This is a genomic window from Staphylococcus sp. 11-B-312, assembly GCF_016743055.1.
GTDB lineage: Bacteria > Bacillota > Bacilli > Staphylococcales > Staphylococcaceae > Staphylococcus > Staphylococcus ureilyticus.
Window position 1 is genome coordinate 1005093 of record NZ_CP068241.1, and the last position, 26220, is coordinate 1031312.

Annotated in this window: 26 protein-coding genes; 19 read left to right on the top strand and 7 right to left on the bottom strand. The window is 32.2% G+C overall.

Annotation, left to right across the window (positions count from 1 at the left end; all coding sequences use genetic code 11):
• Window position 1 precedes the first annotated feature (1 nt).
• Together ligA and JG554_RS04675 are read left to right on the top strand one after the other, a co-directional pair.
• The gene (gene ligA / locus JG554_RS04670) at window positions 2–2005 is read left to right on the top strand and encodes an NAD-dependent DNA ligase LigA (protein WP_046207969.1); all 2004 of its coding nucleotides are present in this window, start codon (window positions 2–4) and stop codon (window positions 2003–2005) included.
• Between the two features lie 12 nt (window positions 2006–2017).
• A complete protein-coding gene (locus tag JG554_RS04675) occupies window positions 2018–3229 on the top strand; it encodes a CamS family sex pheromone protein (RefSeq protein WP_064209724.1) in 1212 nt (403 codons plus the stop codon).
• Between the two features lie 98 nt (window positions 3230–3327).
• Here JG554_RS04675 and putP read toward each other — a convergent pair whose 3' ends face one another.
• The gene (gene putP / locus JG554_RS04680; protein WP_046207967.1) at window positions 3328–4863 is read right to left on the bottom strand and encodes a sodium/proline symporter PutP; all 1536 of its coding nucleotides are present in this window, start codon (window positions 4861–4863) and stop codon (window positions 3328–3330) included.
• A 381-nt stretch (window positions 4864–5244) separates the two neighbouring features.
• On the opposite strand from putP, the gene gatC reads away from it, so the two are divergent.
• The 7 genes from gatC to dinB all read left to right on the top strand — a co-directional run bounded on the left by gatC (window position 5245) and on the right by dinB (window position 13340).
• On the top strand, window positions 5245–5547 hold the full coding sequence (gene gatC / locus JG554_RS04685) for an Asp-tRNA(Asn)/Glu-tRNA(Gln) amidotransferase subunit GatC (RefSeq protein WP_019469599.1): 303 nt from the start codon (window positions 5245–5247) through the stop codon (window positions 5545–5547).
• Window position 5548: 1 nt separating this feature from the next.
• Complete coding sequence (gatA, locus tag JG554_RS04690; RefSeq protein WP_046207966.1) at window positions 5549–7006, top strand: Asp-tRNA(Asn)/Glu-tRNA(Gln) amidotransferase subunit GatA; 1458 nt, start codon at window positions 5549–5551, stop codon at window positions 7004–7006.
• 12 nt (window positions 7007–7018) lie between these two features.
• Window positions 7019–8446 (top strand): Asp-tRNA(Asn)/Glu-tRNA(Gln) amidotransferase subunit GatB, encoded by a 1428-nt coding sequence (gene gatB / locus JG554_RS04695; RefSeq protein ID WP_046207965.1) that lies wholly within the window; start codon window positions 7019–7021, stop codon window positions 8444–8446.
• Between the two features lie 448 nt (window positions 8447–8894).
• A complete protein-coding gene (locus tag JG554_RS04700; protein ID WP_046207964.1) occupies window positions 8895–9812 on the top strand; it encodes a diacylglycerol kinase in 918 nt (305 codons plus the stop codon).
• A gap of 137 nt (window positions 9813–9949) precedes the next feature.
• Window positions 9950–11311 carry a 23S rRNA (uracil(1939)-C(5))-methyltransferase RlmD gene (rlmD, locus tag JG554_RS04705; protein ID WP_064209722.1) on the top strand — a complete coding sequence of 454 codons (1362 nt, stop codon included), beginning with the start codon at window positions 9950–9952 and terminating at the stop codon, window positions 11309–11311.
• A gap of 204 nt (window positions 11312–11515) precedes the next feature.
• A complete protein-coding gene (locus JG554_RS04710; RefSeq protein ID WP_070039291.1) occupies window positions 11516–12070 on the top strand; it encodes a DUF3267 domain-containing protein in 555 nt (184 codons plus the stop codon).
• 199 nt (window positions 12071–12269) lie between these two features.
• On the top strand, window positions 12270–13340 hold the full coding sequence (gene dinB / locus JG554_RS04715; protein ID WP_070039292.1) for a DNA polymerase IV: 1071 nt from the start codon (window positions 12270–12272) through the stop codon (window positions 13338–13340).
• 38 nt (window positions 13341–13378) lie between these two features.
• Here dinB and JG554_RS04720 read toward each other — a convergent pair whose 3' ends face one another.
• The gene (locus JG554_RS04720; protein ID WP_070039294.1) at window positions 13379–13933 is read right to left on the bottom strand and encodes a 3'-5' exonuclease; all 555 of its coding nucleotides are present in this window, start codon (window positions 13931–13933) and stop codon (window positions 13379–13381) included.
• A 215-nt stretch (window positions 13934–14148) separates the two neighbouring features.
• Entirely contained in the window at window positions 14149–14655 is a 507-nt protein-coding gene (locus JG554_RS04725) for a ferritin (RefSeq protein WP_046207959.1), read from the bottom strand.
• A gap of 168 nt (window positions 14656–14823) precedes the next feature.
• Here JG554_RS04725 and JG554_RS04730 point away from each other — a divergent pair, with 168 nt between their 5' ends.
• Entirely contained in the window at window positions 14824–16143 is a 1320-nt protein-coding gene (locus JG554_RS04730) for a lipid II isoglutaminyl synthase subunit MurT (RefSeq protein WP_046207958.1), read from the top strand.
• Window positions 16140–16865, top strand: coding sequence for a lipid II isoglutaminyl synthase subunit GatD (locus tag JG554_RS04735; RefSeq protein WP_064209718.1), 726 nt, complete (start codon window positions 16140–16142; stop codon window positions 16863–16865). The genes JG554_RS04730 and JG554_RS04735 overlap by 4 nt, the downstream gene beginning before the upstream one ends.
• Window positions 16866–16949: 84 nt before the next feature.
• On the opposite strand, the gene JG554_RS04740 is transcribed toward JG554_RS04735, so the two are convergent.
• On the bottom strand, window positions 16950–17936 hold the full coding sequence (locus tag JG554_RS04740) for an FUSC family protein (RefSeq protein WP_064209717.1): 987 nt from the start codon (window positions 17934–17936) through the stop codon (window positions 16950–16952).
• A gap of 175 nt (window positions 17937–18111) precedes the next feature.
• Between JG554_RS04740 and map the strand changes: the two genes are divergently transcribed.
• From map to vraR, 5 genes are all read left to right on the top strand, one after another.
• Window positions 18112–18864 (top strand): type I methionyl aminopeptidase, encoded by a 753-nt coding sequence (gene map, locus JG554_RS04745; protein WP_046207955.1) that lies wholly within the window; start codon window positions 18112–18114, stop codon window positions 18862–18864.
• Window positions 18865–18968: 104 nt separating this feature from the next.
• Window positions 18969–19355 (top strand): hypothetical protein, encoded by a 387-nt coding sequence (locus JG554_RS04750; RefSeq protein WP_019469613.1) that lies wholly within the window; start codon window positions 18969–18971, stop codon window positions 19353–19355.
• A 16-nt stretch (window positions 19356–19371) separates the two neighbouring features.
• Window positions 19372–20073: a cell wall-active antibiotics response protein VraT gene (vraT, locus tag JG554_RS04755; protein ID WP_064209716.1), complete on the top strand. Its 702-nt coding sequence runs from the start codon at window positions 19372–19374 to the stop codon at window positions 20071–20073.
• Complete coding sequence (gene vraS / locus JG554_RS04760; protein WP_046207953.1) at window positions 20070–21113, top strand: sensor histidine kinase VraS; 1044 nt, start codon at window positions 20070–20072, stop codon at window positions 21111–21113. The genes vraT and vraS overlap by 4 nt, the downstream gene beginning before the upstream one ends.
• A complete protein-coding gene (gene vraR, locus JG554_RS04765; protein WP_019469616.1) occupies window positions 21103–21732 on the top strand; it encodes a response regulator transcription factor VraR in 630 nt (209 codons plus the stop codon). The genes vraS and vraR overlap by 11 nt, the downstream gene beginning before the upstream one ends.
• Window positions 21733–21801: 69 nt before the next feature.
• On the opposite strand, the gene JG554_RS04770 is transcribed toward vraR, so the two are convergent.
• From JG554_RS04770 to JG554_RS04780, 3 genes are all read right to left on the bottom strand, one after another.
• Complete coding sequence (locus JG554_RS04770; protein ID WP_046207952.1) at window positions 21802–22890, bottom strand: YihY/virulence factor BrkB family protein; 1089 nt, start codon at window positions 22888–22890, stop codon at window positions 21802–21804.
• Between the two features lie 303 nt (window positions 22891–23193).
• Entirely contained in the window at window positions 23194–23478 is a 285-nt protein-coding gene (locus tag JG554_RS04775; RefSeq protein WP_203265379.1) for a YtxH domain-containing protein, read from the bottom strand.
• 7 nt (window positions 23479–23485) lie between these two features.
• A complete protein-coding gene (locus JG554_RS04780; RefSeq protein ID WP_046207950.1) occupies window positions 23486–23950 on the bottom strand; it encodes a low molecular weight protein-tyrosine-phosphatase in 465 nt (154 codons plus the stop codon).
• A 132-nt stretch (window positions 23951–24082) separates the two neighbouring features.
• Here JG554_RS04780 and JG554_RS04785 point away from each other — a divergent pair, with 132 nt between their 5' ends.
• The 3 genes from JG554_RS04785 (at window position 24083) to JG554_RS04795 (ending at window position 26215) form a co-directional block, all read left to right on the top strand.
• On the top strand, window positions 24083–24286 hold the full coding sequence (locus JG554_RS04785; RefSeq protein ID WP_046207949.1) for a DUF1128 family protein: 204 nt from the start codon (window positions 24083–24085) through the stop codon (window positions 24284–24286).
• Between the two features lie 14 nt (window positions 24287–24300).
• On the top strand, window positions 24301–25539 hold the full coding sequence (locus tag JG554_RS04790) for an aminopeptidase (protein WP_064209715.1): 1239 nt from the start codon (window positions 24301–24303) through the stop codon (window positions 25537–25539).
• Between the two features lie 154 nt (window positions 25540–25693).
• Window positions 25694–26215: an acyl-CoA thioesterase gene (locus JG554_RS04795; protein ID WP_046207947.1), complete on the top strand. Its 522-nt coding sequence runs from the start codon at window positions 25694–25696 to the stop codon at window positions 26213–26215.
• The last annotated feature ends 5 nt before the right edge of the window (window positions 26216–26220 follow it).

Genomic DNA, 26220 nt, shown 5'->3' on the forward strand with positions numbered 1-26220 from the left:
CGTGGCTGACTTACAATCGCGTGTCGATGTATTACATCAATTACTAAATCAATATAGTTATGAATATTATGTACAAGACAACCCTTCAGTACCAGACAGTGAATACGATAAACTTTTACATGAATTGATAGATATTGAGGCGAACAACCCAGAATATCGAACAGCTGATTCACCTACAGTAAGAGTGGGCGGCTCAGCTCAATCAACTTTTGAAAAAGTGAATCATGATACACCGATGCTAAGTTTAGGGAATGCTTTTAATAAAGAAGATTTAAAAAAATTTGATCAGCGTATACGTGAACAAATTAATCATGTGGAATACATGTGCGAATTGAAAATAGATGGTTTAGCAGTTTCTCTCAAATACGAGAATGGTAAATTCGTACAAGGTTTGACACGTGGTGACGGTACTACGGGTGAAGATATCACCGAAAACTTAAGAACGATACATGCAATACCATTAAAGATTAATGAAGCTAGAACATTTGAAGTTCGTGGTGAAGCATACATGCCCAGAAAATCATTTTTTGATTTAAATGAAGCTAAAGCACAAAATGATGAGCAACCTTTTGCCAATCCAAGAAATGCAGCTGCTGGTTCACTTCGACAATTAGACTCCAAACTTGCAGCAAAGAGAAAGTTAAGTGTTTTCTTATATAGCGTAAATGACTTTACACAATTTCATGCACATACACAAAGCGAAGCTTTAGATGAATTAGATAAATTAGGTTTTAAAACAAATAAAGAAAGAGAACGTGTCCAAACTATAGAAGAAGTATTCGATTATATTGAAAAATGGACTGAAGCACGTGAACAGTTACCTTATGATATCGACGGCATTGTTATCAAAGTAAATGATTTAGACCAGCAAGATGAGCTTGGCTATACACAAAAATCTCCTCGTTGGGCAATTGCGTATAAGTTTCCTGCTGAAGAAGTCATAACAGATTTATTAGATATTGAACTGAGTATTGGTAGAACAGGCGTTGTTACACCTACGGCTATACTTGAACCAGTTAAAGTAGCGGGCACTACAGTTTCTAGAGCTTCTTTACATAATGAAGATCTAATACATGAAAAAGATATTCGAATTGGTGATAGTGTTGTAATTAAGAAGGCGGGAGACATTATACCAGAAGTCATAAAAAGCGTATTAGATCGTCGGCCACAAAATGCTGAAGTTTACCACATGCCTACACATTGCCCTAGTTGTAGCCATGAACTTGTAAGAATTGAAGGGGAAGTGGCTTTAAGATGTATCAATCCAAAATGCCAAGCACAACTTGTTGAAGGTATGATTCATTTTGTATCACGACAAGCAATGAATATAGATGGTTTAGGTACTAAAATTATTCAACAACTTTATGAAAATGAAAAAATAAAAGATGTTGCTGATATATTTTACTTAACTAAAGACGATTTGCTACCATTAGAGAGAATGGGTGAAAAGAAAGTAAACAATCTATTAAATGCGATTGAAGATGCTAAATCAAACTCATTAGAACATTTGCTATTTGGTTTAGGGATTAGACACTTAGGTGTCAAAGCGAGCCAAGTCATTGCTGAAAAATATGGAACCATGGATGATTTATTTAATGTTACAGAAGAGTCATTGATTGAAATCTATGATGTTGGTCAAAAATTAGCACAATCATTAGTCACTTATTTAGAAAATGAAGATATCCGTGCACTTATTAATAAATTAAAGAAAAAACATGTTAATATGACTTATAAAGGTGTCAAAACAACAGAGTTAGAAGGGCATCCAGAATTTATTAATAAGACCATTGTTTTAACTGGAAAGTTATATCAAATGACAAGAAATGAAGCTTCAAAATGGTTAGAGATTCAAGGTGCTAAAGTTACAAACAGTGTTACAAAAAAGACAGATTTAGTAATTGCTGGAGAAGACGCTGGTTCAAAACTTACAAAGGCTGAACAATTTGGTACAGAAGTTTGGACAGAAGATGACTTTGTCCAGAAACAAAAAGAAATAGAGGGATAGAGGAGATAATGCATGAAAAGAACGATTATACTATTCATCTCAGCAATTTTTCTATTATCAGCATGTGGAAATGAGGATAATGAAAAAAGTAAAGAACAATCTAATGACAATAAGCAGCAAGAAAAATCAGGTTCAGTTAAAGAAATTGCCACCGATAAAAATGTTCAAGGCAATAATTATAGAACGATTTTACCATTTAAAGAAAGTCAAGCACGTGGTTTATTACAAGATAATATGGCAAATAGTTATAACGGTGAAGATTTTGAAAACGGGCTTTTAGAATTGAGTAAAGAAGTTTTTCCAACTGACGATTATTTATATCAAGATGGTCAATACTTAGATAAAGATACGATTAACGCTTATTTAGACCCGAAATATACAAAATCAGAAGTAGATGCAATGGATGAAGATGAACGAAAAGAAAAGAAAGCGAATGAAAATTTAGGTTTAAATCCATCACATAATGGTGAAACAGATCCAGAAAAAATTGCGGAAGATTCACCTGCATATCTTTCTAATATTTTGGAACAGGATTTTTATGCGAGTGGTGATACTAAAGGGAAGAAAATTAAAGGTATGACCATTGGGCTAGCAATGAATAGTACTTATTACTATCAAAAAGAAAAAGATGGCGAGACCTATAGTAAAGATTTAGATGATAAAGAAATTAAGAAACAAGGAAAGCAAATGGCAGGCGAAATTTTGTCAAGAGTCAGAGAAAATAAAGCTTTGAAAGACATACCTATACACTTTGCAATTTATAAACAAACTGGCGAAAATTCAATTGTACCAGGAGAGTTTATTGCTGGTACGACAGTTGAAGATGGTAAGACACGTATTAATGAATGGAAAGATATTAATCAAACAACAGCATTGTTACCTTCTGATGAAGCAAGTAAAATTGATGAAAATTTAAATAATAATTTCAAACAATTTAATGATGATTTACAGACGTATTTTAATAACTTTACTCAAGCAGTAGGGACAGTTAAATTTGATAATAAAAAAGCGAAGCAACTAACTGTTGATGTACCGATTGATTATTATGGCGAAGCAGAAACAATTGGTATCACACAATATATCACTGAACAAGCAGAGAAATACTTTGATGATATTGACGAATATGAAATTCGTATAAAAGATGGTAACAAGGCAAAAGCTTTAATCAGTAAAACTAAAGATGACAAAGACCCACAAGTCCATATTTATAAAAACAATAATTAATAAGCATATACACATTAAAAGCCACACTTGTAATCAAGATATGTATTACAAGTGTGGCTTTTAATGTGTTAATTTATAGTGAGAGAGTTATTATACGATTATTCTTTGACAATCTCTTTTACTTTATTTAAATCGTTATTTACAAACTCACCGGGCTTTTTCGTAATTTTACTTACTAGATAAGTAACGATCACACTAGCTAGGAAACCAGGAATTATTTCATACATACCGAAGATTTCATTTATTGATGCTAATGGTTTAATCCAAGCAATCCATACAATAACGACTAAAGCACCGGTAATCATACCGCTCAAAGCACCAGCGTGAGACAAACCCTTCCAGTAAAGTGAGAAGATTACTAACGGACTAAATGCCGCGCCAAACCCTGCCCAAGCATTACCTACAAGGTTTAAAATTGTATCATTTGGAGACCAAGCAATCCAAATTGCAATAATTGCTACTAGTAAAACAGATAGTCTTCCTATCATTACAAACTCTTTTTCGTGTGTTTTTGCTTTCGATTCACCGCGAATAAGTTTATAAAAATCTTCAGTCAGTGAACTAGAAGTTACTAATAACTGAGATGAAATTGTGCTCATGATAGCTGCCAATATAGCTGCTAATAAGAATCCACCAACGAGTGGATGGAATAAAATTTGGCTCATAATGATAAATAGTGTCTCTGGATCTTCCATTTTAATATGGTATTGAGGTATAAATGCGATACCTGTTAACCCTACAGCAACTGCACCTAAGAGCCCTACAACCATCCAGCTTATACCTAAACGTCTAGCTTTTGGTAAAAGTTTATGTGTTTTAATGGACATAAAACGAACGATGATATGTGGTTGTCCAAAATAACCTAAACCCCAGGCAAATAAGGAAATAATACCTAAAAATGTAGTCCCTTTAAACAAGTCCATATTGGTAGGTTTCATTGCTGCTACCTCACTAAATGTATCCAAACCGTTGAGTTTTATAAGTGCTACGATAGGGACCATGACCATAGCAATTAACATAATTACACCTTGAAAGAAATCTGTAATGGATACAGCTAAATATCCACCAAAAAACGTATAAAAAATAACGATTGCTGCAACAATGATAAGCCCCCAATGATAGTTCAAGCCAAAAGCACTTTCAAATAATTTACCACCAGATACAAACCCAGAATGTGTATATAAAGTAAAAAACACAACGATGATTAGACCTGAAATTATTTTTATGTAATTTTTGCGGTCGTTGAGTCGATTTTTAAAAAAATCTGGTAAGGTAATAGCATCTCCTGCAATTTCAGTATAAATACGAAGTCGAGGTGCGACTACAAAATAGTTAACATAAGCGCCAAGTGATAAACCAATTGTAATCCACATTGCAGATAATCCAGTACTATATACAGATCCAGGAAGCCCCATAATCATCCATCCACTCATATCAGATGCACCTGCTGATAGGGCAGTTACATAAGGGCCAATACTTCTACCTCCAAGCATAAATTCACTTAAATTACCTGTGGATTGCTTATAACCGTAATAGCCAATAACTAATAAAATGATAAAATAAATAATAATCATGATATACGTTTGCCAAGTAGCGTGAACTTGATTCGCTAAAGATGTGCCTAGAATAAACATAATACTTCAACTCCCATATCCCCAGAATATTAAATTGTGTTACATGAATTATTATACAATGAAATTTATAAATAGAGTAGAAATATTTTTTGTTTTTCAAAATAATTAGCTCAATGACAAAAATGAAAAAGCTTACATTAAATGAAATAATATTACACTATTTATAAAAAATATGGTTTATTATGCAATGATTGATATAAATGCTGTGATACTTAAGTAGATTATGTTCAAAATATATTTAAGTCACATAATTCCAAAAGGTTGAGCAAAAGGAATTAAAATAAACAAGGTTATTTATTGTTATTGGTGAAAAGTTTAGATTTTTGCTTGGAATTTTGATACAATTTTATAATGAATGAGTAAAAAGGAGGCTTTTATTTAATGGCTAAAGTTACACGTGAAGAGGTAGAGCATATTGCTAATTTAGCTAGACTTCAAATATCAGAAGAAGAAACAATTGAAATGCAAGATACATTAGAAAGTATTTTAAATTTTGCTAATCATATAGATACAGCAGACACTAGCTCAATTGAGCCAACTTATCATGTATTAGATTTACAAAACGTGTTAAGAGAAGACAAAGCAATCGAGGGCATTCCTCAAGAGCTTGCATTAAAAAATGCTAAAGAGACGGAAGATGGACAATTCAAGGTGCCATCTATCATGAATGAGGAGGACGCTTAAGATGACCATCCGTTATGAATCTGTGGAAAATTTAATTACATTAATAAAAAACAAAGAAATTAAACCTTCACAAGTAGTAAACGATATCTACGATGCAATTGAAGAAACTGATCCAACAATCAAATCATTTCTTGCATTAGATAAAGATAATGCTATTAAAAAAGCACAAGAATTAGATGAGTTACAAGCCAAGGACCAAATGGAAGGCAAACTTTTTGGTATTCCAATGGGAATTAAAGATAATATTATTACTGAAGGTGTAGAAACAACATGTGCTAGTAAAATGCTAGAAGGATTTGTACCTATCTATGAATCCACAGTTATGAATAAATTACGCAACGAACAAGCGGTTTTAATTGGAAAATTAAACATGGATGAATTTGCAATGGGAGGTTCTACAGAAACTTCTTATTTTAAAAAAACGTTAAATCCATTTGATCACACAGCTGTTCCTGGTGGTTCATCTGGTGGTTCTGCAGCAGCAGTTGCAGCAGGATTAGTTCCTTTTAGTTTAGGCTCTGATACTGGTGGTTCAATTCGTCAACCTGCAGCTTATTGTGGAATCGTAGGCTTAAAACCAACTTATGGTCGTGTATCACGTTTTGGTTTGGTAGCATTTGCGTCTTCATTAGACCAAATCGGACCGTTAACACGCAATGTTAAGGACAATGCATTAGTATTAGAAGCAATCACTGGTTTAGATGAAAATGATAGTACAAGTGCACCAGTAGAAGATGCAGACTTTACATCTGATATTGGTAAAGATATTCAAGGACTTAAAGTAGCATTACCAAAAGAATATCTTGGCGAAGGTATATCTGACGAAGTGAAAGCATCTGTGAAAAACGCTGTTGAAACATTGAAAGAACTAGGTGCTACAGTAGAAGAAGTTTCATTACCAAACACAAAATATGGCATTCCTTCTTATTATGTAATCGCATCATCTGAAGCATCATCAAATTTATCGCGTTTTGATGGTATCAGATACGGTTATCATTCACCAGAAGCAAATTCACTTGAAGAATTATATAAAATGTCAAGAAGTGAAGGATTTGGTGAAGAAGTTAAGCGTCGTATTTTCCTTGGTACATTTGCGTTAAGTTCGGGTTACTATGATGCGTTCTACAAAAAATCACAAAAAGTTAGAACATTAATTAAAAATGATTTCGATCGTATTTTTGATAACTATGATGTTGTAGTAGGACCAACAACACCAACAACTGCATTTAATATAGGTGAAGAAATCGATGATCCACTTACAATGTATGCGAATGACTTACTAACAACACCAGTTAACTTAGCTGGTTTGCCAGGTATATCTATTCCTTGCGGTAAAGCGAATGGACGTCCAATTGGTTTGCAATTTATTGGTAAACCATTTGATGAGAAAACATTATATCGTGTCGCTTTCCAATATGAAACAAAATTTAATTTGCATAATGAATACGAAAATTTATAAGGAGTGGAAATCATGCATTTTGAAACAGTTATTGGACTAGAGGTCCATGTTGAGTTAAAAACAGAATCTAAAATGTTTTCTCCATCACCAGCACATTTCGGAGCAAAACCTAACTCAAACACAAACGTCATTGATTTGGCTTACCCTGGTGTATTACCAGTTGTCAATAGACGTGCGGTTGATTGGGCGATGAGAGCATCAATGGCATTAAATATGGATATTGCAACAGAATCAAAATTTGATCGTAAAAACTATTTCTATCCAGATAATCCTAAAGCATATCAAATTTCACAATTTGATCAGCCAATTGGTGAAAATGGTTATATTGATATTGAAGTAGATGGTGAAACGAAACGTATAGGTATCACACGTTTACACATGGAAGAAGATGCTGGTAAGTCAACGCATAAGGATGGTTATTCACTAGTTGACTTAAATAGACAAGGTACACCATTGATTGAAATTGTATCTGAACCAGATATTCGCTCACCACAAGAAGCGTATGCATACTTAGAAAAATTGCGTTCAATCATACAATATACTGGTGTCTCTGATTGTAAAATGGAAGAAGGATCATTGCGTTGTGATGCTAATATTTCTTTACGACCATATGGTCAAGAAGAATTTGGAACAAAAGCAGAATTGAAAAATTTAAACTCATTTACTTATGTACGTAAAGGGTTAGAATATGAAGAAAAACGTCAAGAAGAAGAATTATTGAACGGCGGAGAGATTTTACAAGAAACGAGACGTTTTGATGAAGCTACAGGTAAAACGAATCTTATGCGTGTAAAAGAAGGTTCTGATGATTACCGTTACTTCCCAGAACCAGATATTGTGCCTTTATATGTTGACGATGAATGGAAAGAACGCGTACGTCAAACAATACCTGAATTACCAGATGAAAGAAAAGATAAATACGTCAATCAATTTGGTTTACCAGCATATGATGCACATGTGATTACATTGACAAAAGAAATGTCTGATTTCTTTGAAGGTGCAGTAGCTGAAGGTGCAGATGTAAAATTAACTTCAAACTGGTTAATGGGCGGCGTTAATGAGTATTTAAATAAACATCAAATAGAATTATTAGATACTAAACTTACACCACAAAATCTTGCAGGTATGATTAAGTTGATTGAAGATGGCACAATGAGTAGTAAAATCGCTAAAAAAGTTTTCCCAGAACTAGCTGAAAATGGTGGAGATGCCAAACAAATTATGGAAGATAAAGGCTTAGTTCAAATCTCTGATGAAGCAACACTGCTTAAATTTGTAAATGAAGCGTTAGACAACAATCCACAATCCGTTGAAGATTATCAAAATGGTAAGGGTAAAGCTATGGGCTTCTTAGTTGGTCAAATTATGAAAGCTTCCAAAGGTCAAGCTAACCCACAATTAGTGAACCAATTATTAAAACAAGAATTAGATAAAAGATAACATCATCATTTATTTTTAAACAGTTTTAATCTAATTAAAGAAAAACCTGAGACTGAAGCATCTTAAATTAAAAAATAAACGTCAATTTCTATTACAAATATAGGAATTGGCGTTTTTTGTTGGTGTAACATTCAGGAATATATCATTATCATCTTTTTTTTAGCGATTTTGGCAATTATTGACACCAGGGGGATTATTTAAAATGAGCAAATGAGGATAAGGTATATTCATGTAAAATGTAGCACAATCAAAACTTTAAAATTTCTAATGTGATCGCAATTCTTAATTATGGATTAATGCTTATGTTTTAGCCATTGGTATGGATGTTTCAAAAACTTTAATATTGAGTAGTATATTATATTTTCTTTTAAAAACAGCCTAAATGCTTTTATCATTTAACTAAATCATTTAATATATATACTGAGTATAAAAAGTTGAGGGATAAAATATGAGAAAACGAGCTAGAATCATTTATAACCCAACATCTGGTAAAGAATTGTTTAAGCGAACATTACCAGATGTGTTAATAAAATTAGAAAAGGCCGGTTTTGAAACGAGTGCCTATGCGACTGAAAAAATTGGAGATGCTACCACTGAGGCGAAGCGTTGTTTAACACAAGATTATGATGTTTTAATAGCTGCTGGTGGTGATGGGACACTTAATGAAGTCATCAATGGCATAGCAGAACATCCGAATAGACCTAAGATTGGCATTATCCCAATGGGAACTGTAAATGATTTTGGGCGAGCTTTGCACTTACCTAATGATATTATGAGCGCGATAGATGTCATTATTGAAGGTCATTCAACACGCGTTGATATCGGGAAAATGAACAGTAGATACTTCATTAATTTAGCTGCAGGTGGACAATTAACACAGGTATCTTATGAGACACCAAGTAGATTAAAATCAATTGTCGGCCCTTTTGCATATTATATTAAAGGATTTGAAATGTTGCCTCAGATGAAAGCTGTTGATTTACGTATCGAATATGATGATGAGGTTTTCCAAGGAGAGGCGCTCTTATTTTTATTAGGTTTGACCAACTCTATGGCAGGATTTGAAAAGTTAGTGCCTGATGCCAAATTAGATGATGGCTATTTCACCTTGATTATAGTTGAAAAAGCTAATTTAGCAGAATTAGGACATATTATGACGCTTGCATCTCGAGGTGAACATATTAAACATCCTAAAGTACATTATAAAAAAGCCAAATCGATTAATATTTCTTCATTTATAGATTTGCAATTGAATGTGGATGGTGAATATGGTGGCAAGTTGCCTGGTAACTTTTTGAATTTAAAACAGCATATTGAAGTCTATACACCAAACGATATTAAAAACGAGGAGTTAGTTGAGCAATAATAGACAATATATTAAAATAAAGCATCATCGTGAACGAGATTAATGAATAAGATAAAATGAATCTTCCAAAATGTTAATAGACAACGAGGTTAGGTAAAACTACAAATAGCCTAACCTCTTTTATATGGGGTGACAAAATGAGCATAATACAAAAAAATGAAATTATAGAAGGACGCGTAATTGATTTAACACATGAAGGACATGGCGTTGTAAAGTTAGACCGTTATCCTGTGTTTGTCCCTAATAGTTTAATAGATGAAACGATTAAATTTAAAGTGATCAAAGTAAAAAAGAATTTTGCGATAGGTAAATTAATAGAAGTTAAAGAACAAAGTAGTGAACGTGTCGAGCCACCCTGTGTATATTATTACAAATGCGGGGGCTGTCAATTACAACATATGACATACCAAGCTCAATTGAATATGAAGAAAGAACAAGTGGTTAATTTGTTTCATCGAAAAGCAGATTTTAAAGAAACGATAATTAATGAAACAGTTGGTATGGAAAACCCCTGGTATTATCGAAATAAATCACAAATACCCGTTGGAAAGAATAAAGAAGGAGAGATTATCTCAGGTTTTTATAGACAAAGAAGTCACGATATTATAGATATGGAAACATGTTTAATTCAAGACCAATTGCATCAAAAAGTTATGAACCAACTTAAAGTTTGGTTTAACGAATTAAATATTAGTGTTTATAATGAACAAAAAAAACAAGGGCTTATGAGACATGTTGTTATACGTACTGGACACCATTCAAGAGAATTAATGGTTATTTTTGTGACAAACGGCAGGAAATTTAAACAAAGTGATTTACTTGTACAAAAATTAATTGATACATTTCCTGAAATCACGAGTATTAAACATAATATCAACAATACACATTCCAATGTGATATTAGGAGCCGAGTCTAATACCTTATATGGTGAGACAACAATTAATGATAAATTATCAGACGTTACTTTTAAAATAAGCGATCAATCTTTTTATCAAATTAATTCGATACAAACTGAAAAATTGTATCAGCTTGCGATTGAATATGCAAACTTAAATCAAGATGATATTGTCCTGGATACATATTGTGGTATTGGAACAATAGGTTTATATATGGCACCAAAAGCAAAACATGTTTATGGAGTAGAAGTCGTGCCAGAAGCCATTGAAGATGCACAACAAAATGCGACTATAAACCAATTCGAAAATACTACTTTTGTCTGTGGTAAGGCAGAAGAGGTTATATTAAAATGGAAATCACAAGGAATTAAACCAGATGTAGTGATGGTTGACCCACCTAGAAAAGGCTGTGATGAAACATTTTTACAAACATTATTAGAATTAAATCCAAGAAAAATTGTCTATATTTCATGTAATCCATCTACACAGCAACGTGATGCGCAATATTTAGCGCAACATTACAAACTAACGAAAATTACACCAGTAGATATGTTTCCACATACAACACATGTTGAAACGGTTGCACAATTCAACCGTATTTAAAAATAGCTTAATAGATAAGTGTTATTCAATAAACATTGTGTAAAGTTAATTAACTTGTTATTTACTCAGTATTGCAGTTTATTTCATTCTAAGAAGATTTGTTAAAATTCAATTACAAGTCATTAACTTTGTTCAATAGCTCTTTCTAAGTGGATAAAATCATTGTATACTCTAGGTAACAACAAAGCATTTGGAGGGTTGCTAATGTTTAAAATTGAGTTGTTTTCTAATAAAAAGTTATTAGAAGGATTTTTACTATTCCAATTGACAATAGTAATGATCAGTATATTGCTATCGTATAAATTTGCTTATTTATTTGCTTCAGTTATAGAGCAAAATATCTTATTTAATTTAATCTATGGTATTTTAGGTTTTACAATTGTTTATTTCATACATGAATTGATTCATAACTTAATGTTTCGCATTTTATCAAAAGGTCAAAAACCAATTTATCGAGTTAAATATGGTTTGGTAAAGTCACATATGCCACAAGTTTATTTTAAAAAATGGCAATATAGCTTGATTATGTTAGCCCCTTTAATTGTTATATCATCCGTTTTATTTATCGTATTTTTTATTACGCCTTATTCATCTATCATATTTATAGCAAGTTTTCACATTGGCTATTGTGTTATGGATTTATATTTACTTTCCGGCGTATTAAATGACAAGGTTGAAGTGATAGAAGACACTGAGGATGGTATTAAATATTATACAAAAAACCCTTCAAATGAATTGCAAACTGAACCAAAATCATAAAAAATAATTAATCTGAGTTAGTATTACTACTATATACGCAGTTGCTTTTATGGATCATTGCGTGTTAAAAAAGTGGTTAGCTAACTCTTTTTTTTATATGCTTTTTGTTATGAGCATATATTATGTAACAAAATCATTTAGATTGTAAGATAAATATCAAAAGCATCATAATATGAATTTTAAAAGGGAGGTGTGTGCATTGTCAGAAAGAAGGATTATTCATATAGATATGGACTATTTCTTTGCTCAAGTAGAAATAAGAGATAATCCAAATTTGGAAGGGAAGCCAGTCATCGTCGGTGGAAAGGCAAGTGGTAGAGGCGTGGTGTCAACAGCTTCTTATGAGGCAAGAAAATATGGTGTTCATTCTGCAATGCCCACCGCACAAGCACATAAATTATGTCCGAATGGTTTTTATGTATCACCTAGATTTGAAGCCTATAAAGAAGCTTCAAATACAATTATGAATATTTTTAAAAGTTATACTGAAATTGTCGAACCATTGTCATTAGATGAGGCTTATTTAGATATTACGCATTTAGTGCGACCTGATTTACCGGCGTCTATGATTGCACAATATATTCGCAGAGATATATACGAAGCAACTAAGTTAACATCCTCTGCAGGTGTCTCATACAATAAATTTTTGGCGAAGTTAGCGAGTGGTATGAATAAGCCTAATGGTCTAACTATTATTGATTATAAAAATGTACACGATATTTTAATGGGATTAGATATTGGAGATTTTCCAGGGGTGGGTAAAGCTTCAAAAGAAAAAATGCATGAACATAAAATTTATAATGGTCAAGATTTGTATAATCAAAGTGAACGTGAATTAATTCGTCTTTTTGGAAAACGCGGTTATGGATTGTACAATAAGGCAAGAGGTATAGACAATAATGAAGTGAAAGCTACAAGAATTAGAAAATCCGTCGGAACAGAACGTACTTTCGCAACCGATATTAACGATGATGATCAAATTCTGCAAAAAATATGGGAATTAAGTCATAAAACAGCTGAACGCTTAGCCAGAATTCAAAAATCTGGCAAAACCGTTACTGTTAAAATTAAAACTTTTAAATTTGAAACCTTGTCAAAACAAAGAAGTTTGAGAGATCCAGTAAGAAATGAGACGGATATTTATAATATTGCTTATAGTTTATATACTGAACTAAAAGATTCAGAAACACCAATTAGATTGGTTGGTGTGACAGTGGGTAACCTAGAAAAGGCGACCTATGAAAATATGACAATTTACGACTATATTTAAGTAAAATACAAAGGTAATATAGACTGATTTTAAATCCATTAATCTTTATCTTTTAACTGTTTACCAAATATTGATAACATACTGTTTAAATCATCATAGTGTTGTAATAGTCGAAAGGTAATCATTGCACATGCTTTCGCATCATTTAAAGCATCGTGATGACCATGAAAATCTAGATTGTAATAATGCATCATGTGGCTCAACCCATAACGATGACTATTTATTGTTTTTCTAGACAGTTGTAGTGAACAAAAATAAGTAATTGTTGGTGTTTCTTGTCCAATTTGTTTAATGCTGTCATACAACACATTCATATCAAAGGATGCGTTATGAGCAACTACTGGTAAACCATCAATGAATTGCATCATATATGGATATACTGATTCAAATGTCGGCGCATCTTTCACATCATTTGGATTAATACCATGAACTGCAATGTTTTGTTTTGAAAAATAGTCATTTGGATTAACTAGTGTGTAAAAAGATTCTGTAATTTGATGATTGATCACTTTGACCATTCCCACTGAACATATACTCGTTCTTTTTCCATTTGCAGTTTCAAAATCTAAAGCAATATAAGCATTGGCTGTCATCAAGCAAGAATCCTTTCTCTTATAGAATATGTTATGACTTTATATAATTCTCTTTTCGAAGTCAAGTGAGTAAAACTCAATGAAACAAATAGTTGCATCTGCTAGTCTTTGCTGCTGACTCATAAATACTTAAAAAGCATGCCAACATCATTGGCATGCTTTTGTATAGTTATTAATAACTATATAGAAATAAGTAGTGAGTTACCACACTAACTCTATGCTTCATCTTCATTAAATGAACGTGAGGCTAATTCTTTCTCATATAAATATAAAGTATTACTATCATCACCGATACGTTTTAAGTAATCAATATGTGTATCAAACATTGATTCTTCTTCGACTTGTTCATCTAGGAACCAATTTAAAAATGAAATCGTAGCATAATCTTTATCTTTATTAGCTAAATCAGATAAGTTATAAAATCTGCGTGTTACGTCTTGTTCTTGAGCTAAGCCATCTTCAAAGGTTTCTAAGATACTTGTGAATTCAGATTTAGGTGCTGGTATCGAATTAAAGATTGCTTGTTCACCACGATCATTGATGTAATCATAAATTTTCTTACCATGAAATCTTTCTTCTTTTGCTTGCTGGATATAGAAATTAGCAAAGCCTTCGTAGGATTTGCTATCACAATATGCAGCCATTGCCATATAGGCGTGTGCAGCAAAATATTCGTGATTCATTTGTTCATTTAATGCATCTAATAATTCTTTATTCAACATAAGTCAAAGCCTCCATGTATCATTTTTTATTAGTATAGCAAATTTATTCTCATTCGTAAATAATAATTATTCTAATCTGGGAGGTTGATATATATTTGCATTGAGAATTGTTTGGAATACAACTTAATCGTGTTATAATATTTGAGTGAATAGTAGAGGAGGAAGTAGATGAGACAATGGACTGCAACACGCCTAGCGAGATTGGCAAGACAAGTAAGTCGTACTGTTGGGAAAAAAGGAACAGACTTACCAGGTCAAGTCGCTAGAAGAGTGGATAAAAATATTTTAAGAGAATTAGCATCTCATGTTGATGAGATTGTATTTATAAGTGGTACAAATGGGAAAACGACTACATCAAATTTAATAGGTCATACGTTAAAAGCAAACCAAATTGAAATCATACATAATAATGAAGGTGCAAATATGGCTGCTGGAATTACATCAGCTTTTATTTTGCAACTTAAAAAAAATACTAAAATTGCAGTTATTGAAATTGATGAAGGTTCTATACCAAGAGTACTAAACGAAGTTACACCTACAATGATGGTCGTCACTAATTTCTTTCGTGACCAAATGGATCGATTTGGGGAAATCGATATTATGGTAAATAATATTGCAAAAGCAATTGATAATAAAGGTATAAAATTATTATTAAATGCCGACGATCCTTTTGTTAGTAGATTAAAGATAGCAAGTGATACTGTTACTTATTATGGTATGAAAAAGCATGCGCATGATTTTGAACAAAGTTCTATGAATGAAAGTAGATATTGTCCTAATTGTGGTCGTTTATTACATTATGATTATATTCATTATAACCAATTAGGCCATTACTATTGTGAATGTGGTTTTAAACGAGAAAAAACAAAATATGAAGTATCTCAATTTGATTTAACTCCATTTCTTAACTTAAATGTTGGTACTACAACATTTAATATGAAAATTGCAGGCGATTTTAATGCATATAATGCAATTGCTGCTTATACCGTGCTCAGAGAACTTGGATTAAATGATGCGTCAATTCGAAAAGGGTTTGAAACTTATACTTCTGATAATGGCAGAATGCAGTATTTTAAAAAGGGTACCAAAGAAGCTATGATCAATCTAGCAAAAAACCCTGCCGGTATGAATGCAAGTCTCTCGGTCGGTGATCGAATAGAAGGGAATAAAGTTTATGTAATCAGTTTAAATGATTATGCTGCGGACGGACGTGACACATCTTGGATTTACGATGCTGATTTTGAAAAATTAGTGAATCAACAAATAGAAGCTATTATAGTTACAGGTTCACGAGCGGAAGAGCTACAATTAAGATTAAAACTTGCAGAGATTAATGTACCGATCATATTAGAAAGTGATATCTACAAAGCGACTGCGAAAACAATGGAATATACAAATAGCTTTACTGTAGCAATACCTAACTATACTTCACTTTCCCCTATGTTAAAGCAATTGAACCACTCTTTTGAGGAGGACAAAGTAAAATGAATGAGTTGACGGTCTATCACTTTATGCCCGATAAATTAAATTTATATAGTGATATAGGAAATATCATTGCACTTAAACAACGTGCTAAACGCCGTAATATCGAACTAAAGGTAGTAGATATTAATCAGACAGAAAATGTTACTTTCGATGAATGTGATATCTTTTTTATTGGTGGCGGTAGTGACAGAGAACAAGCATTAGCTACACAAGAATTAACTAAAATTAAAAGCAAGTTGAAAGATGCGATTGAAGATGGCTTACCCGGTCTAACTGTGTGCGGTGGTTACCAATTTTTAGGACGTAAATACGTTACGCCAGATGGTACAGAATTAGACGGTTTAAATATTTTAGATTTTTATACAGAATCTAAAAAAGATCGTTTGACAGGAGATATTGTAATCGAAAGTAATACTTTTGGCACAATAGTTGGATTTGAAAATCATGGGGGACGTACTTATCATAATTTCGGGACTTTGGGAGAAGTTACGCATGGTTTTGGTAATAATGATGACGATGCCAAAGAAGGTATTCATTACAAGAATTTATTAGGTACGTATTTACATGGCCCCATACTACCTAAAAACCATGAAATTACAGACTATCTATTAGAAAAAGCGTGTGAACGCAAAGGCATTGTATTCGAACCGAAAGAATTAGATAATACTGAGGAAGAAGCAGCTAAGAAAGTCATTATTGAACGCGTTTCTCAACAGAAAAAATAGAATTCCGACTTTATTAAAATATAAAAAATAGCCTAGGACCTTTGTCCTAGGCTATTTTTTATGTTACGTATTTAATGTTATTCTTTAAGCAAATCGACTATTTAAAATTCTATAAATTAATAGTATTTCATAGACAATATGACTTTTTAATTGGTTTTTATCAAACTCATCTAAACCTTTGACCGTGGATTTAAGTAATGACGCTGATTCAGGATGACGTTCAAAATGTCCGGTACTATGTATATTATTTATACTGTCAGCAATATTCAGCATAGCAAGTTGCTCTTCTTTAGTAAAGGTAACCTGCGTGTCTTTTGGCAAATAAACTAAGTTAGATAGGTGAGTTATGAATAAGCGATTTGTATGTGTACGTGTAGTTAAAGACTTTAAACGAATCCATTCTGAATGATGATGTTTATGATAACTGAGTTCGTCTTTTTGATAAGAAAGCAACGTTTCGACTTTTTGATTTAAATTTAATAAAGTGGCAAGTTGTTGATTGGTCGATCCATTATAAAATTTACCAACAACTAGTTGGCGTATACGCTTATGAAATAGTGCATACATTTTTTCTTCTGTTAAATTAATAGCATCATCCAGTTGATCATAATATTTGGGTGGTAAGACAATAAAGTTTACTAATCCAGCTGTTACTAATCCAATAATAGCTGTTAATAGTCTGGAAAAGAAATTAAAATAATAAGCATCATGTATACCAGGAATCATAGCCATTGCGGTTAATGTTGCTACAGTAGTACCAACTTGTAAGTTCAATTTTGTACATAAAATAATGGTGAATGTTGCACTAAATGCATAGGCAAAAGCAGATTGATCACCAAAAATAAAAGTGAAAATCACGGCAAATAATGCACCAATAATTGTAGCAGGAAGTCTTCTATACCCTTTTATTAATGAAGCCTTAGCGGTTGGTTCAATTGTGACTATAGCTGTTAATATAGCGAAAATTGGGTTTAAATTTAAGGCTAAACAAAAAAGAGCAGTTAAAAATGTAGCTAAACCTGTTTTTATTGTACGTGCACCAACAATATTTTTATACCAAGAATCATTCATATTAAAACTCCTATATAAATAAACGTTTAATGATTTAACCAGAATTGTAAAACTGGTTATGTCATTACTTCGTTAAAATGTTAAACTATATATGATAAAATTTTCTAATTTATTATATCAAAAAAAGTCTGCTATAATAAGAAGGAATATAATTTACAAAAAGGAACGGGATAAAATGATTGTAAAAACAGAAGAAGAATTAACAGCACTAAAAGATATTGGATACATTTGTGCACTTGTCAGAGACAAAATGCAAGAAGCTACTAAACCTGGTATTACTACAAAAGAACTTGATGATATTGCAAAAGATTTATTTGAAGCACATGGAGCTATTTCTGCGCCAATTCATGACGAAAACTTTCCAGGCCAAACTTGTATCAGCGTAAATGAAGAAGTGGCACATGGTATTCCTGGAAAACGAAAAATTCGTGAAGGCGACTTAGTAAATATTGATGTTTCTGCCTTGAAAAATGGCTATTATGCGGACACAGGGATTTCATTTGTAGTTGGTGAAGCGGATAATCCATTGAAACAAAAAGTTTGTGATGTTGCATTAGAAGCATTTGATGCAGCTATGACCAAAATCAAGCCTGGTGCGAAGCTAAGTCAAATTGGTAAAGCAGTCCATGCGACGGCACGTAAAAATGATTTAACTGTGATTAAAAATTTAACAGGTCATGGTGTAGGTCAGTCATTACATGAATCTCCAAGCCATGTGATGAATTATTATGATCCAAAAGATAAAACATTGCTTAAAGAAGGCACTGTAATTGCTGTTGAGCCATTTATTTCTTCAAAAGCAACATTTGTCACAGAAGGTAAAAATGAATGGGCTTTTGAAACGCAAGATAAAAGCTTTGTTGCTCAAATTGAACATACCGTTATAGTAACGAAAGAAGGACCAGTTTTAACTACTAAAATAGATTAGAATAAGTTTCGGTCTAAAGTCCTAATATAAGATGGTTCCGGAGCCTATACTAATGGTTCCGGATATTTTTTATAATAGAATCTAATCAATCATGAGGTGATTCTATGAATTATATTACGACTTATTTAGAAAAAATGACCAAACAAACCTTTTATTCAAGCTTAATTGAGTATAGACAATATCTTGATAAAAAATTAAGAAGTATAGAAATGTACATAAATTATCTATTTGAAAGAAAAACTTATGTAGCTAGGCTAATAGATCATTTAACATTATCTTTAGAAAATAAATATATCGACATTTTAGATGAATCTGATATTGAATGTGCACAGGAAATTGAGCACTATGATATAGAAAAAATTAAAAATGATTTGAATGAAATGGAAGCAGACTACGCACGTATTGTAGCCGATTTATCACAACAAGCTAAAGAAAAAGTAAATGTTGAAACAGAATGTGATTTAATCGAACAAATTAGTTTAGTCGCTTGAAGAAAGGTGGCGAAACATGACTCATAAATATATATCAACTGAGATGTTGATTGTGTTTACAGCATTAATGATAATAGCTAATTTCTACTATATTTTCTTTGAAAAAATTGGCTTTATTTTTGTATTATTATTAGGCTGTATATTGGTTTATGTAGGATATTTATATTTTCATAAAATACGAGGTTTATTATCATTTTGGATAGGGGTATTACTTATTGCTTTTACCTTATTATCTAATAAATACACGATTATTATATTATTTATATTTTTAATTGTGTTAATAGTGAGATATATCTTTTATAGATTTAAACCGTTGAAAATTATTGCGACAGAAGAGGCAGTAGAATCTCCAGAATTTATTAAACAAAAGTGGTTTGGTGAGCAACGTACACCTATTTATGTTTATAAATGGGAAGATTTACAAATACAGCATGGTATTGGTGATATTCATATAGATATGTCTAAAGCTGCTAATATTAGAGAACATAATACGGTAGTAATCAGACATTTTTTAGGTAAAGTGCAAATTATTGTGCCTTTAAATTACAATATAAAATTACATTTTTCAGCACTTTATGGCAATGCATACGTCAATGAAACATCATATAAAGTTGAAAACAACAATATTAAAGTTATTGAAGAAACAAAAGAAGATAATTATGCTGTTAATGTCTATTTGTCAACATTCATAGGAGATGTTGAGGTGATTTATAAATGAATCACTACATAAGAGCAATAGGGTCGATGTTGATATTAGTTTATAGTACATTTTTCGCTATGTTTTTTATAGATAAAGTATTTGTGAATATTATATATTTTCAAGGTATGATTTATACACAAATCTTTGGTATTCCAGTTTTACTATTTATTAATTTATTAGTTATATTACTATGCATCATAGTTGGCTCAGTATTAGCATATAAAATCAACCAACAAAATCATTGGTTACAAGATCAAATTGAACGTTCTATTGAAGGACAAACAGTTGGTATCAACGACCAGAATATAGAATTATATAATGAAACAATTGAATTATATCAGACACTTGTACCGCTCAATCAAGAAGTTCATAAATTACGTTTAAAAACACAAAATTTAACGAATGAATCATATAATATGAACGATGTGAAAGTTAAAAAAATAATTGAAGATGAAAGGCAAAGACTGGCTCGTGAGTTACATGATTCCGTTAGCCAGCAACTATTTGCAGCAAGCATGATGCTCTCTGCCATTAAAGAAACTGATTTGAAAGCACCTTTAGATCAACAAATTCCAGTATTGGAAAAAATGGTCCAAGATTCACAATTAGAAATGCGTGCCTTGCTATTACATTTAAGACCAATTGGCTTGAAGGATAAATCACTTGGCCAAGGTATCAAAGATTTAGTAGTTGATCTACAGAAAAAAGTGCCAATGAAAGTCGTACATGATATTGAGGATTTCGACGTTCCTAAAGGCATTGAAGATCATTTGTTTAGAATTACACAAGAAGCAATTTCAAATACATTAAGACATTCAAAAGGTACAAAAGTTACAATTGAATTGTTTAATAGAGAAGAATATTTATTATTACGTATACAAGATGATGGTAAAGGCTTTAACGTTGATGATAAGGTAGAACAAAGCTATGGGTTAAAAAATATGCGTGAACGAGCACTTGAAATTGGCGCAACATTTCATATAGTATCACTGCCAGATTCAGGAACACGGATTGAAGTTAAAGCCCCATTAAATAAGGAGGATTCGTATGCCGATTAAAGTATTATTTGTTGATGATCATGAAATGGTCAGAATTGGTATTTCTAGTTATTTATCTACTCAACCAGATATAGAAGTAGTCGGAGAAGGGCAATCGGGGAAAGATGCAATTGAAAAAGCACATGAACTTAAGCCTGATTTAATTTTAATGGACTTACTCATGGATGATATGGATGGTGTAGAAGCTACAGAACAAATCAAGAAAGATTTGCCACACATTAAAGTTGTTATGCTAACCAGTTATATTGAAGATAATGAAGTATACCGTGCTTTAGATTCTGGTGTAGATAGTTATATTTTAAAAACGACAAGTGCCAGCGATATCGCCGAAGCGATACGTAAAACATATCGTGATGAATCTGTGTTTGAAGCAGAAGTGTTGGTTAAGATGAGGAATCGTATGAAACAACGCGCTGAATTATATGAGATGTTAACTGAACGTGAGATGGAGATATTATTATTAATCGCTAAAGGATACTCAAATCAGGAAATTGCTAGTGCTTCACATATTACAATCAAAACAGTTAAAACACATGTCAGTAACGTGTTGAGTAAATTAGAAGTACAAGATAGAACTCAAGCTGTAATTTATGCATTTCAACATAATTTAATACAATAAAAAAAGCTAAAACCTAAGCAAATAATGTGTGCCTAGGTTTTAGCTTTTTAAATTTATATATAAAGAAAATTAAGTCGTTTCATTTACATCGTTATTTTTTTCTTCTTCAAGTTGATCAATGGTAATTTCTTCTGGTGTCTTACCTGCAACAACTTTTCTTTGATGCATAATAGCATTGATTTCAGCACCAATGATGATGATAAAACCAGTGATATAAAGCCATAGCATTAATATAATGATACCGGCAATACTACCATATGTTTTAGAATAATTAGCAAAGTTTGAAATATAAATACCAAATAAATAAGAGCCGCCTAAAAATACGATAGTTGCAAAAATAGCACCGGGTATAACTGAAAGCATTTTAATTTTAACATTTGGCGCTAATGTGTATAAAACCATAAATGCAATTAGAACGACAATAACGGGCAATACAAAACGTACTGTATCAAATACCCATTTCACTTGTTCACCAAGTCCAATAGGCCCAAATAATAGATCGCCAATTTGTTGACCAAATGTAGGTAAAACAAGCGCAACTGGCATTACGATTATCATTGCTAAGGTGAATAACACGCTATATAGTTTAGAAACTACAAAGTTTCTACTATCTTCAACATCATATGCGACATTGAACGAATTCATTAATGCAGTCATACCGTTGGATGCAGACCATAATGCTGCGATTAACCCAATAGATAGTAAGCCACCACTAGCATTGTCCATAATATCACCGATAATAGATGATACTTGTGGTGCGTAATCTTGTGGTACATGTTCCTTAATCATGCTTCTAATTGAACCTTGTTTAATACCGAGATATGGCACAATAGATAACAAGAAAAGTAACATAGGAAATAGTGACAGCATAAAATAATAGGATAATTGTGCTGATAATCCTGATGCATCGTCTTTTCCTATTCTATATACTAAATAAGAGAAAAAATTTGAATCTTTAGTATATTTTGCTGGTTTATTGATACGTGAGACAAAAAATTCTTGATTATCTTTTTTTGGTGATTTCGATTTGAATTCATTTGGTGTTATGTATATGCGATCACGTTCAATTTGTTCGTGCTTATCTTTTTTGTTCTTTTGTTCTTCAACTTCTTTAGTTTCATTCAGAAAATTAGAAGATGTTTTTTCATTTTTAGACATATCAAATCTCCTTGTATACTGATATTTTACGTATACAGTTTAATATACTGTAAAATCTATTAAAGGTAAATATGTGTTGCCACATTCTTTTGAAATAAAGTATCTTTTGAGAAATAAAATATCAGATAATAAATCAAAAATAAAGAGGGTAGGAAAGAAATCATAACTAACAAGTTGATTTCCAATTCCCACCCCCGCTAAGTTGACTATGTTATATTTCTGCTAGTCATCTTTGACGATTCACTTCAATTTATAAATATGAAATAGATAAACATTTATAATGTTCATTAGTAAAGCTGTTCCTTAATTTTTCAAACGATTATTTTTGCATTCAACAAATGTATCCTTTGCATCTTTTAAAGAGCGTTCTAACTCAGGATTATTACGTCTAATTTCTTCAATTGCATCTTTCCAATATGAAACTTCATCTTTAATGTTAGAAAATGCTGAAGGCTTTTGTGAACGATTACCTTCTTTAATATCTTTAATTGATTGTTTTAATGATTGGCGTGTAGATTTGTCAGCAAGTGTTGCTGCGCCTCCTATTACAGCACCTAATAATATACCTGGAATTAATTTGTTTTGCATGATGTTGTTACCCCTCTCTTAAATTAGCATCTTTAATAATGAAATCAATTAAATTATCACAAGACGATTGTACCATTTTATACACGCCTTCGAAATTGTTTGTATAATAAGGATCTGGTACATCAGTTTCAGTCATATCACTGAAATCTAACAATTTAAATAATTTTCCTTTAATATTTGGATTAATACTTTGAATATCATCAACGTTGCTTTGATCCATAGCAATAATATAATCAAAGTCGTCGTTAGAATCAAATAGTTCACTAATCATCCCATCAAATGGAATATGATGTTCAGTTAATATTTTTTGTGTCCCTTCGTGAGGTGATTGACCAAGATTCCATTTACCTGTACCTCTTGAAGTGACTTCTATACCATCGATACTTCTATCTTTTAATCTTTGGCGCATTATAGCTTCTGCCATAGGTGAACGACAAATATTTCCTAAACAAACAAATGCAACTGTAATCATATATTGACCTCCAAATTATATAATCCTATTTCCCATTTTAATGTTTTTTTAATCATTTCTAAAGAGGAATTATGATAAAAGTTTTACAAGGTTAGCAAATTTGATAAAATAAATTAAAAAGAGGTGAGAGTTGTGACTAAAAATAACGAAGAAATGATTGAAGAAATTCGTGATCGTTTAAATCTAGTTAATCAAAGTTTAATCAATCCCGAAAAATATAAATCTGCTGATGCGCAAGAAGTAAAAGAGGTATATGATTATGTAACTTCGAAAGCCTCATTTACGCCAAGTGAAGCTTCAGCAATTGCAGATGCGCTTGGACAAATTCGTAAATAAGGGAGAGTTTAAATATGGGGCAATTACAACATAAAATGAAACAGTACGCTGAATTATTAGCAGGCATTGGCATGAACGTACAAGAAGGCCAACCAGTATTCATCCGTTCAAGCGTAGATGCTTTAGAATTGACACATTACATAGTTGAAGCAGCATATAAAAGAGGGGCTTCAGATGTGAAAGTAGAGTATAGTGATGATCGTTTAGCACGTCTTAAATTTGAAAATGAAACAGTTGAACATTTTGAAAAAAATGAAGTTAAGACATACGAGGTAGCTAAACGCATGGATTATGTTAACCGTGGTGCAGCAAATCTAGCATTAATTACTCAGGATCCAGATTTATTAAATGGTATAGATAGTGATAAATTAGCCACGTTCCAAAGACAATACGCTACAGCATATAAAGGTTATATGGAAGCAAGTCAGAAAAATCAATTTCCTTGGTGTGTAGCTGCATTTCCATCAAAAGCGTGGGCAGCACGTGTATACCCAGAATTAACTGTAGAAGCAGCATATGAAAAATTTATTGATGAAGTCCTAGACATTGTACGTGTAGACGGAAATGATCCAGTGGTAAATTGGGAAAAGCATATTGCAAATTTAAGTAAACATGCAGATAAATTGCAACATAAAAGCTATGAGGCTTTGCATTATATCTCTGAAGGAACTGATTTAAAAATTGGACTTCCAAAAGGGCATATTTGGGAAGATGCAACGAGTTATACAGAGAATGGTCAAGCATTTGTTGCTAATATTCCGACAGAAGAAGTATTCACAGCACCGCATCGATTGAAAGTGAATGGATATGTAACGAATAAATTACCATTAAGCCATAACGGTAATATTATTGATGGATTTACACTTACATTTAAAGATGGTGAAGTAGTAGACTTTAAAGCCGAACAAGGTGAAGAAGTGCTACGTGATTTACTGAATACAGACGAAGGAGCCAAACACTTGGGTGAAGTGGCTTTAGTACCAGACGATTCCCCAATTTCTAATCGGAATACAATATTTTATAACACGTTATTTGATGAAAATGCCTCTTGTCATATTGCATTAGGTTCAGCTTATGGCTTTAATATTGAGGGTGGCACAACGATGACTACTGAAGAAAAATTAGCACATGGATTAAACGATTCACTGGTTCATGTCGACTTTATGATTGGTAGTTCTGATTTAACGATTTATGGAATCACAGCAAGTGGCGAGCAAGAACTGATTTTTGAAAATGGTAATTGGGCTAATTAATCATTTTAAAATAAAAATAGTTTAATCATTAGATATTTTCCAATTAAAATCATCATTTTCGGGGTGGGACGGCGAAATCTTTTTAATAAAAATAGGTTTCTGTCCCACTCCTAATTTATATTTGCTTAAGTTTAAAAAAGGGAAGGAATATATTATGGGAACTACTAAAATGAAATCGATGTCTGAATCGAGAAGTGTTAAAGCAAGACAAGTATTTCCGCAAGATACGAATCATCATCATACGATGTTCGGTGGAATGTTGATGGCTAACATTGATGAAATAGCAGCAATTACAGCAATGAAGCATAGTAACGCACAAGTTGTTACGGCATCTACAGATTCTGTTGATTTTTTAAAGCCAATTAAAACGGGCGATATCGTATCATATGAGGCAATGGTGTCATATGCAGGTACATCATCAATGGAAGTATGTGTACAAATTACAATTGAGGATGTTTTGAAAAATGAAAGGCACCTAGCAGCACTGAGTTTTTTGACTTTTGTTGCACTGGACAATGAAGGTAAACCATCAAATGTACCGCAAGTGTATCCAGAATCAAAAACTGAAAACTGGTTTCATGAAACAGCATTAGCGAGGGTTAAACGCCGTAAAGAAAGAAGACAAGAAAGTAAAGAAACAATTGAGTTTTTAGCTAGTGTGCAGCATATTGAATAAAGATA

What these genes read in the sequence shown, in the direction of transcription:
- vraS (WP_046207953.1), top strand. Translation starts at nt 20,070, where the DNA reads ATGAATCACTACATAAGAGCAATAGGGTCGATGTTGATATTAGTTTAT.
- JG554_RS04795 (WP_046207947.1), top strand. Translation starts at nt 25,694, where the DNA reads ATGGGAACTACTAAAATGAAATCGATGTCTGAATCGAGAAGTGTTAAA.
- JG554_RS04675 (WP_064209724.1), top strand. Translation starts at nt 2,018, where the DNA reads ATGAAAAGAACGATTATACTATTCATCTCAGCAATTTTTCTATTATCA.
- map (WP_046207955.1), top strand. Translation starts at nt 18,112, where the DNA reads ATGATTGTAAAAACAGAAGAAGAATTAACAGCACTAAAAGATATTGGA.
- JG554_RS04725 (WP_046207959.1), bottom strand. Translation starts at nt 14,655, where the DNA reads ATGTTGAATAAAGAATTATTAGATGCATTAAATGAACAAATGAATCAC.
- gatA (WP_046207966.1), top strand. Translation starts at nt 5,549, where the DNA reads ATGACCATCCGTTATGAATCTGTGGAAAATTTAATTACATTAATAAAA.
- JG554_RS04730 (WP_046207958.1), top strand. Translation starts at nt 14,824, where the DNA reads ATGAGACAATGGACTGCAACACGCCTAGCGAGATTGGCAAGACAAGTA.
- JG554_RS04710 (WP_070039291.1), top strand. Translation starts at nt 11,516, where the DNA reads ATGTTTAAAATTGAGTTGTTTTCTAATAAAAAGTTATTAGAAGGATTT.
- vraR (WP_019469616.1), top strand. Translation starts at nt 21,103, where the DNA reads ATGCCGATTAAAGTATTATTTGTTGATGATCATGAAATGGTCAGAATT.
- JG554_RS04735 (WP_064209718.1), top strand. Translation starts at nt 16,140, where the DNA reads ATGAATGAGTTGACGGTCTATCACTTTATGCCCGATAAATTAAATTTA.
- JG554_RS04780 (WP_046207950.1), bottom strand. Translation starts at nt 23,950, where the DNA reads ATGATTACAGTTGCATTTGTTTGTTTAGGAAATATTTGTCGTTCACCT.
- rlmD (WP_064209722.1), top strand. Translation starts at nt 9,950, where the DNA reads ATGAGCATAATACAAAAAAATGAAATTATAGAAGGACGCGTAATTGAT.
- putP (WP_046207967.1), bottom strand. Translation starts at nt 4,863, where the DNA reads ATGTTTATTCTAGGCACATCTTTAGCGAATCAAGTTCACGCTACTTGG.
- JG554_RS04775 (WP_203265379.1), bottom strand. Translation starts at nt 23,478, where the DNA reads ATGCAAAACAAATTAATTCCAGGTATATTATTAGGTGCTGTAATAGGA.
- gatC (WP_019469599.1), top strand. Translation starts at nt 5,245, where the DNA reads ATGGCTAAAGTTACACGTGAAGAGGTAGAGCATATTGCTAATTTAGCT.
- JG554_RS04720 (WP_070039294.1), bottom strand. Translation starts at nt 13,933, where the DNA reads ATGACAGCCAATGCTTATATTGCTTTAGATTTTGAAACTGCAAATGGA.
- JG554_RS04770 (WP_046207952.1), bottom strand. Translation starts at nt 22,890, where the DNA reads ATGTCTAAAAATGAAAAAACATCTTCTAATTTTCTGAATGAAACTAAA.
- JG554_RS04790 (WP_064209715.1), top strand. Translation starts at nt 24,301, where the DNA reads ATGGGGCAATTACAACATAAAATGAAACAGTACGCTGAATTATTAGCA.
- JG554_RS04700 (WP_046207964.1), top strand. Translation starts at nt 8,895, where the DNA reads ATGAGAAAACGAGCTAGAATCATTTATAACCCAACATCTGGTAAAGAA.
- gatB (WP_046207965.1), top strand. Translation starts at nt 7,019, where the DNA reads ATGCATTTTGAAACAGTTATTGGACTAGAGGTCCATGTTGAGTTAAAA.
- JG554_RS04740 (WP_064209717.1), bottom strand. Translation starts at nt 17,936, where the DNA reads ATGAATGATTCTTGGTATAAAAATATTGTTGGTGCACGTACAATAAAA.
- JG554_RS04750 (WP_019469613.1), top strand. Translation starts at nt 18,969, where the DNA reads ATGAATTATATTACGACTTATTTAGAAAAAATGACCAAACAAACCTTT.
- vraT (WP_064209716.1), top strand. Translation starts at nt 19,372, where the DNA reads ATGACTCATAAATATATATCAACTGAGATGTTGATTGTGTTTACAGCA.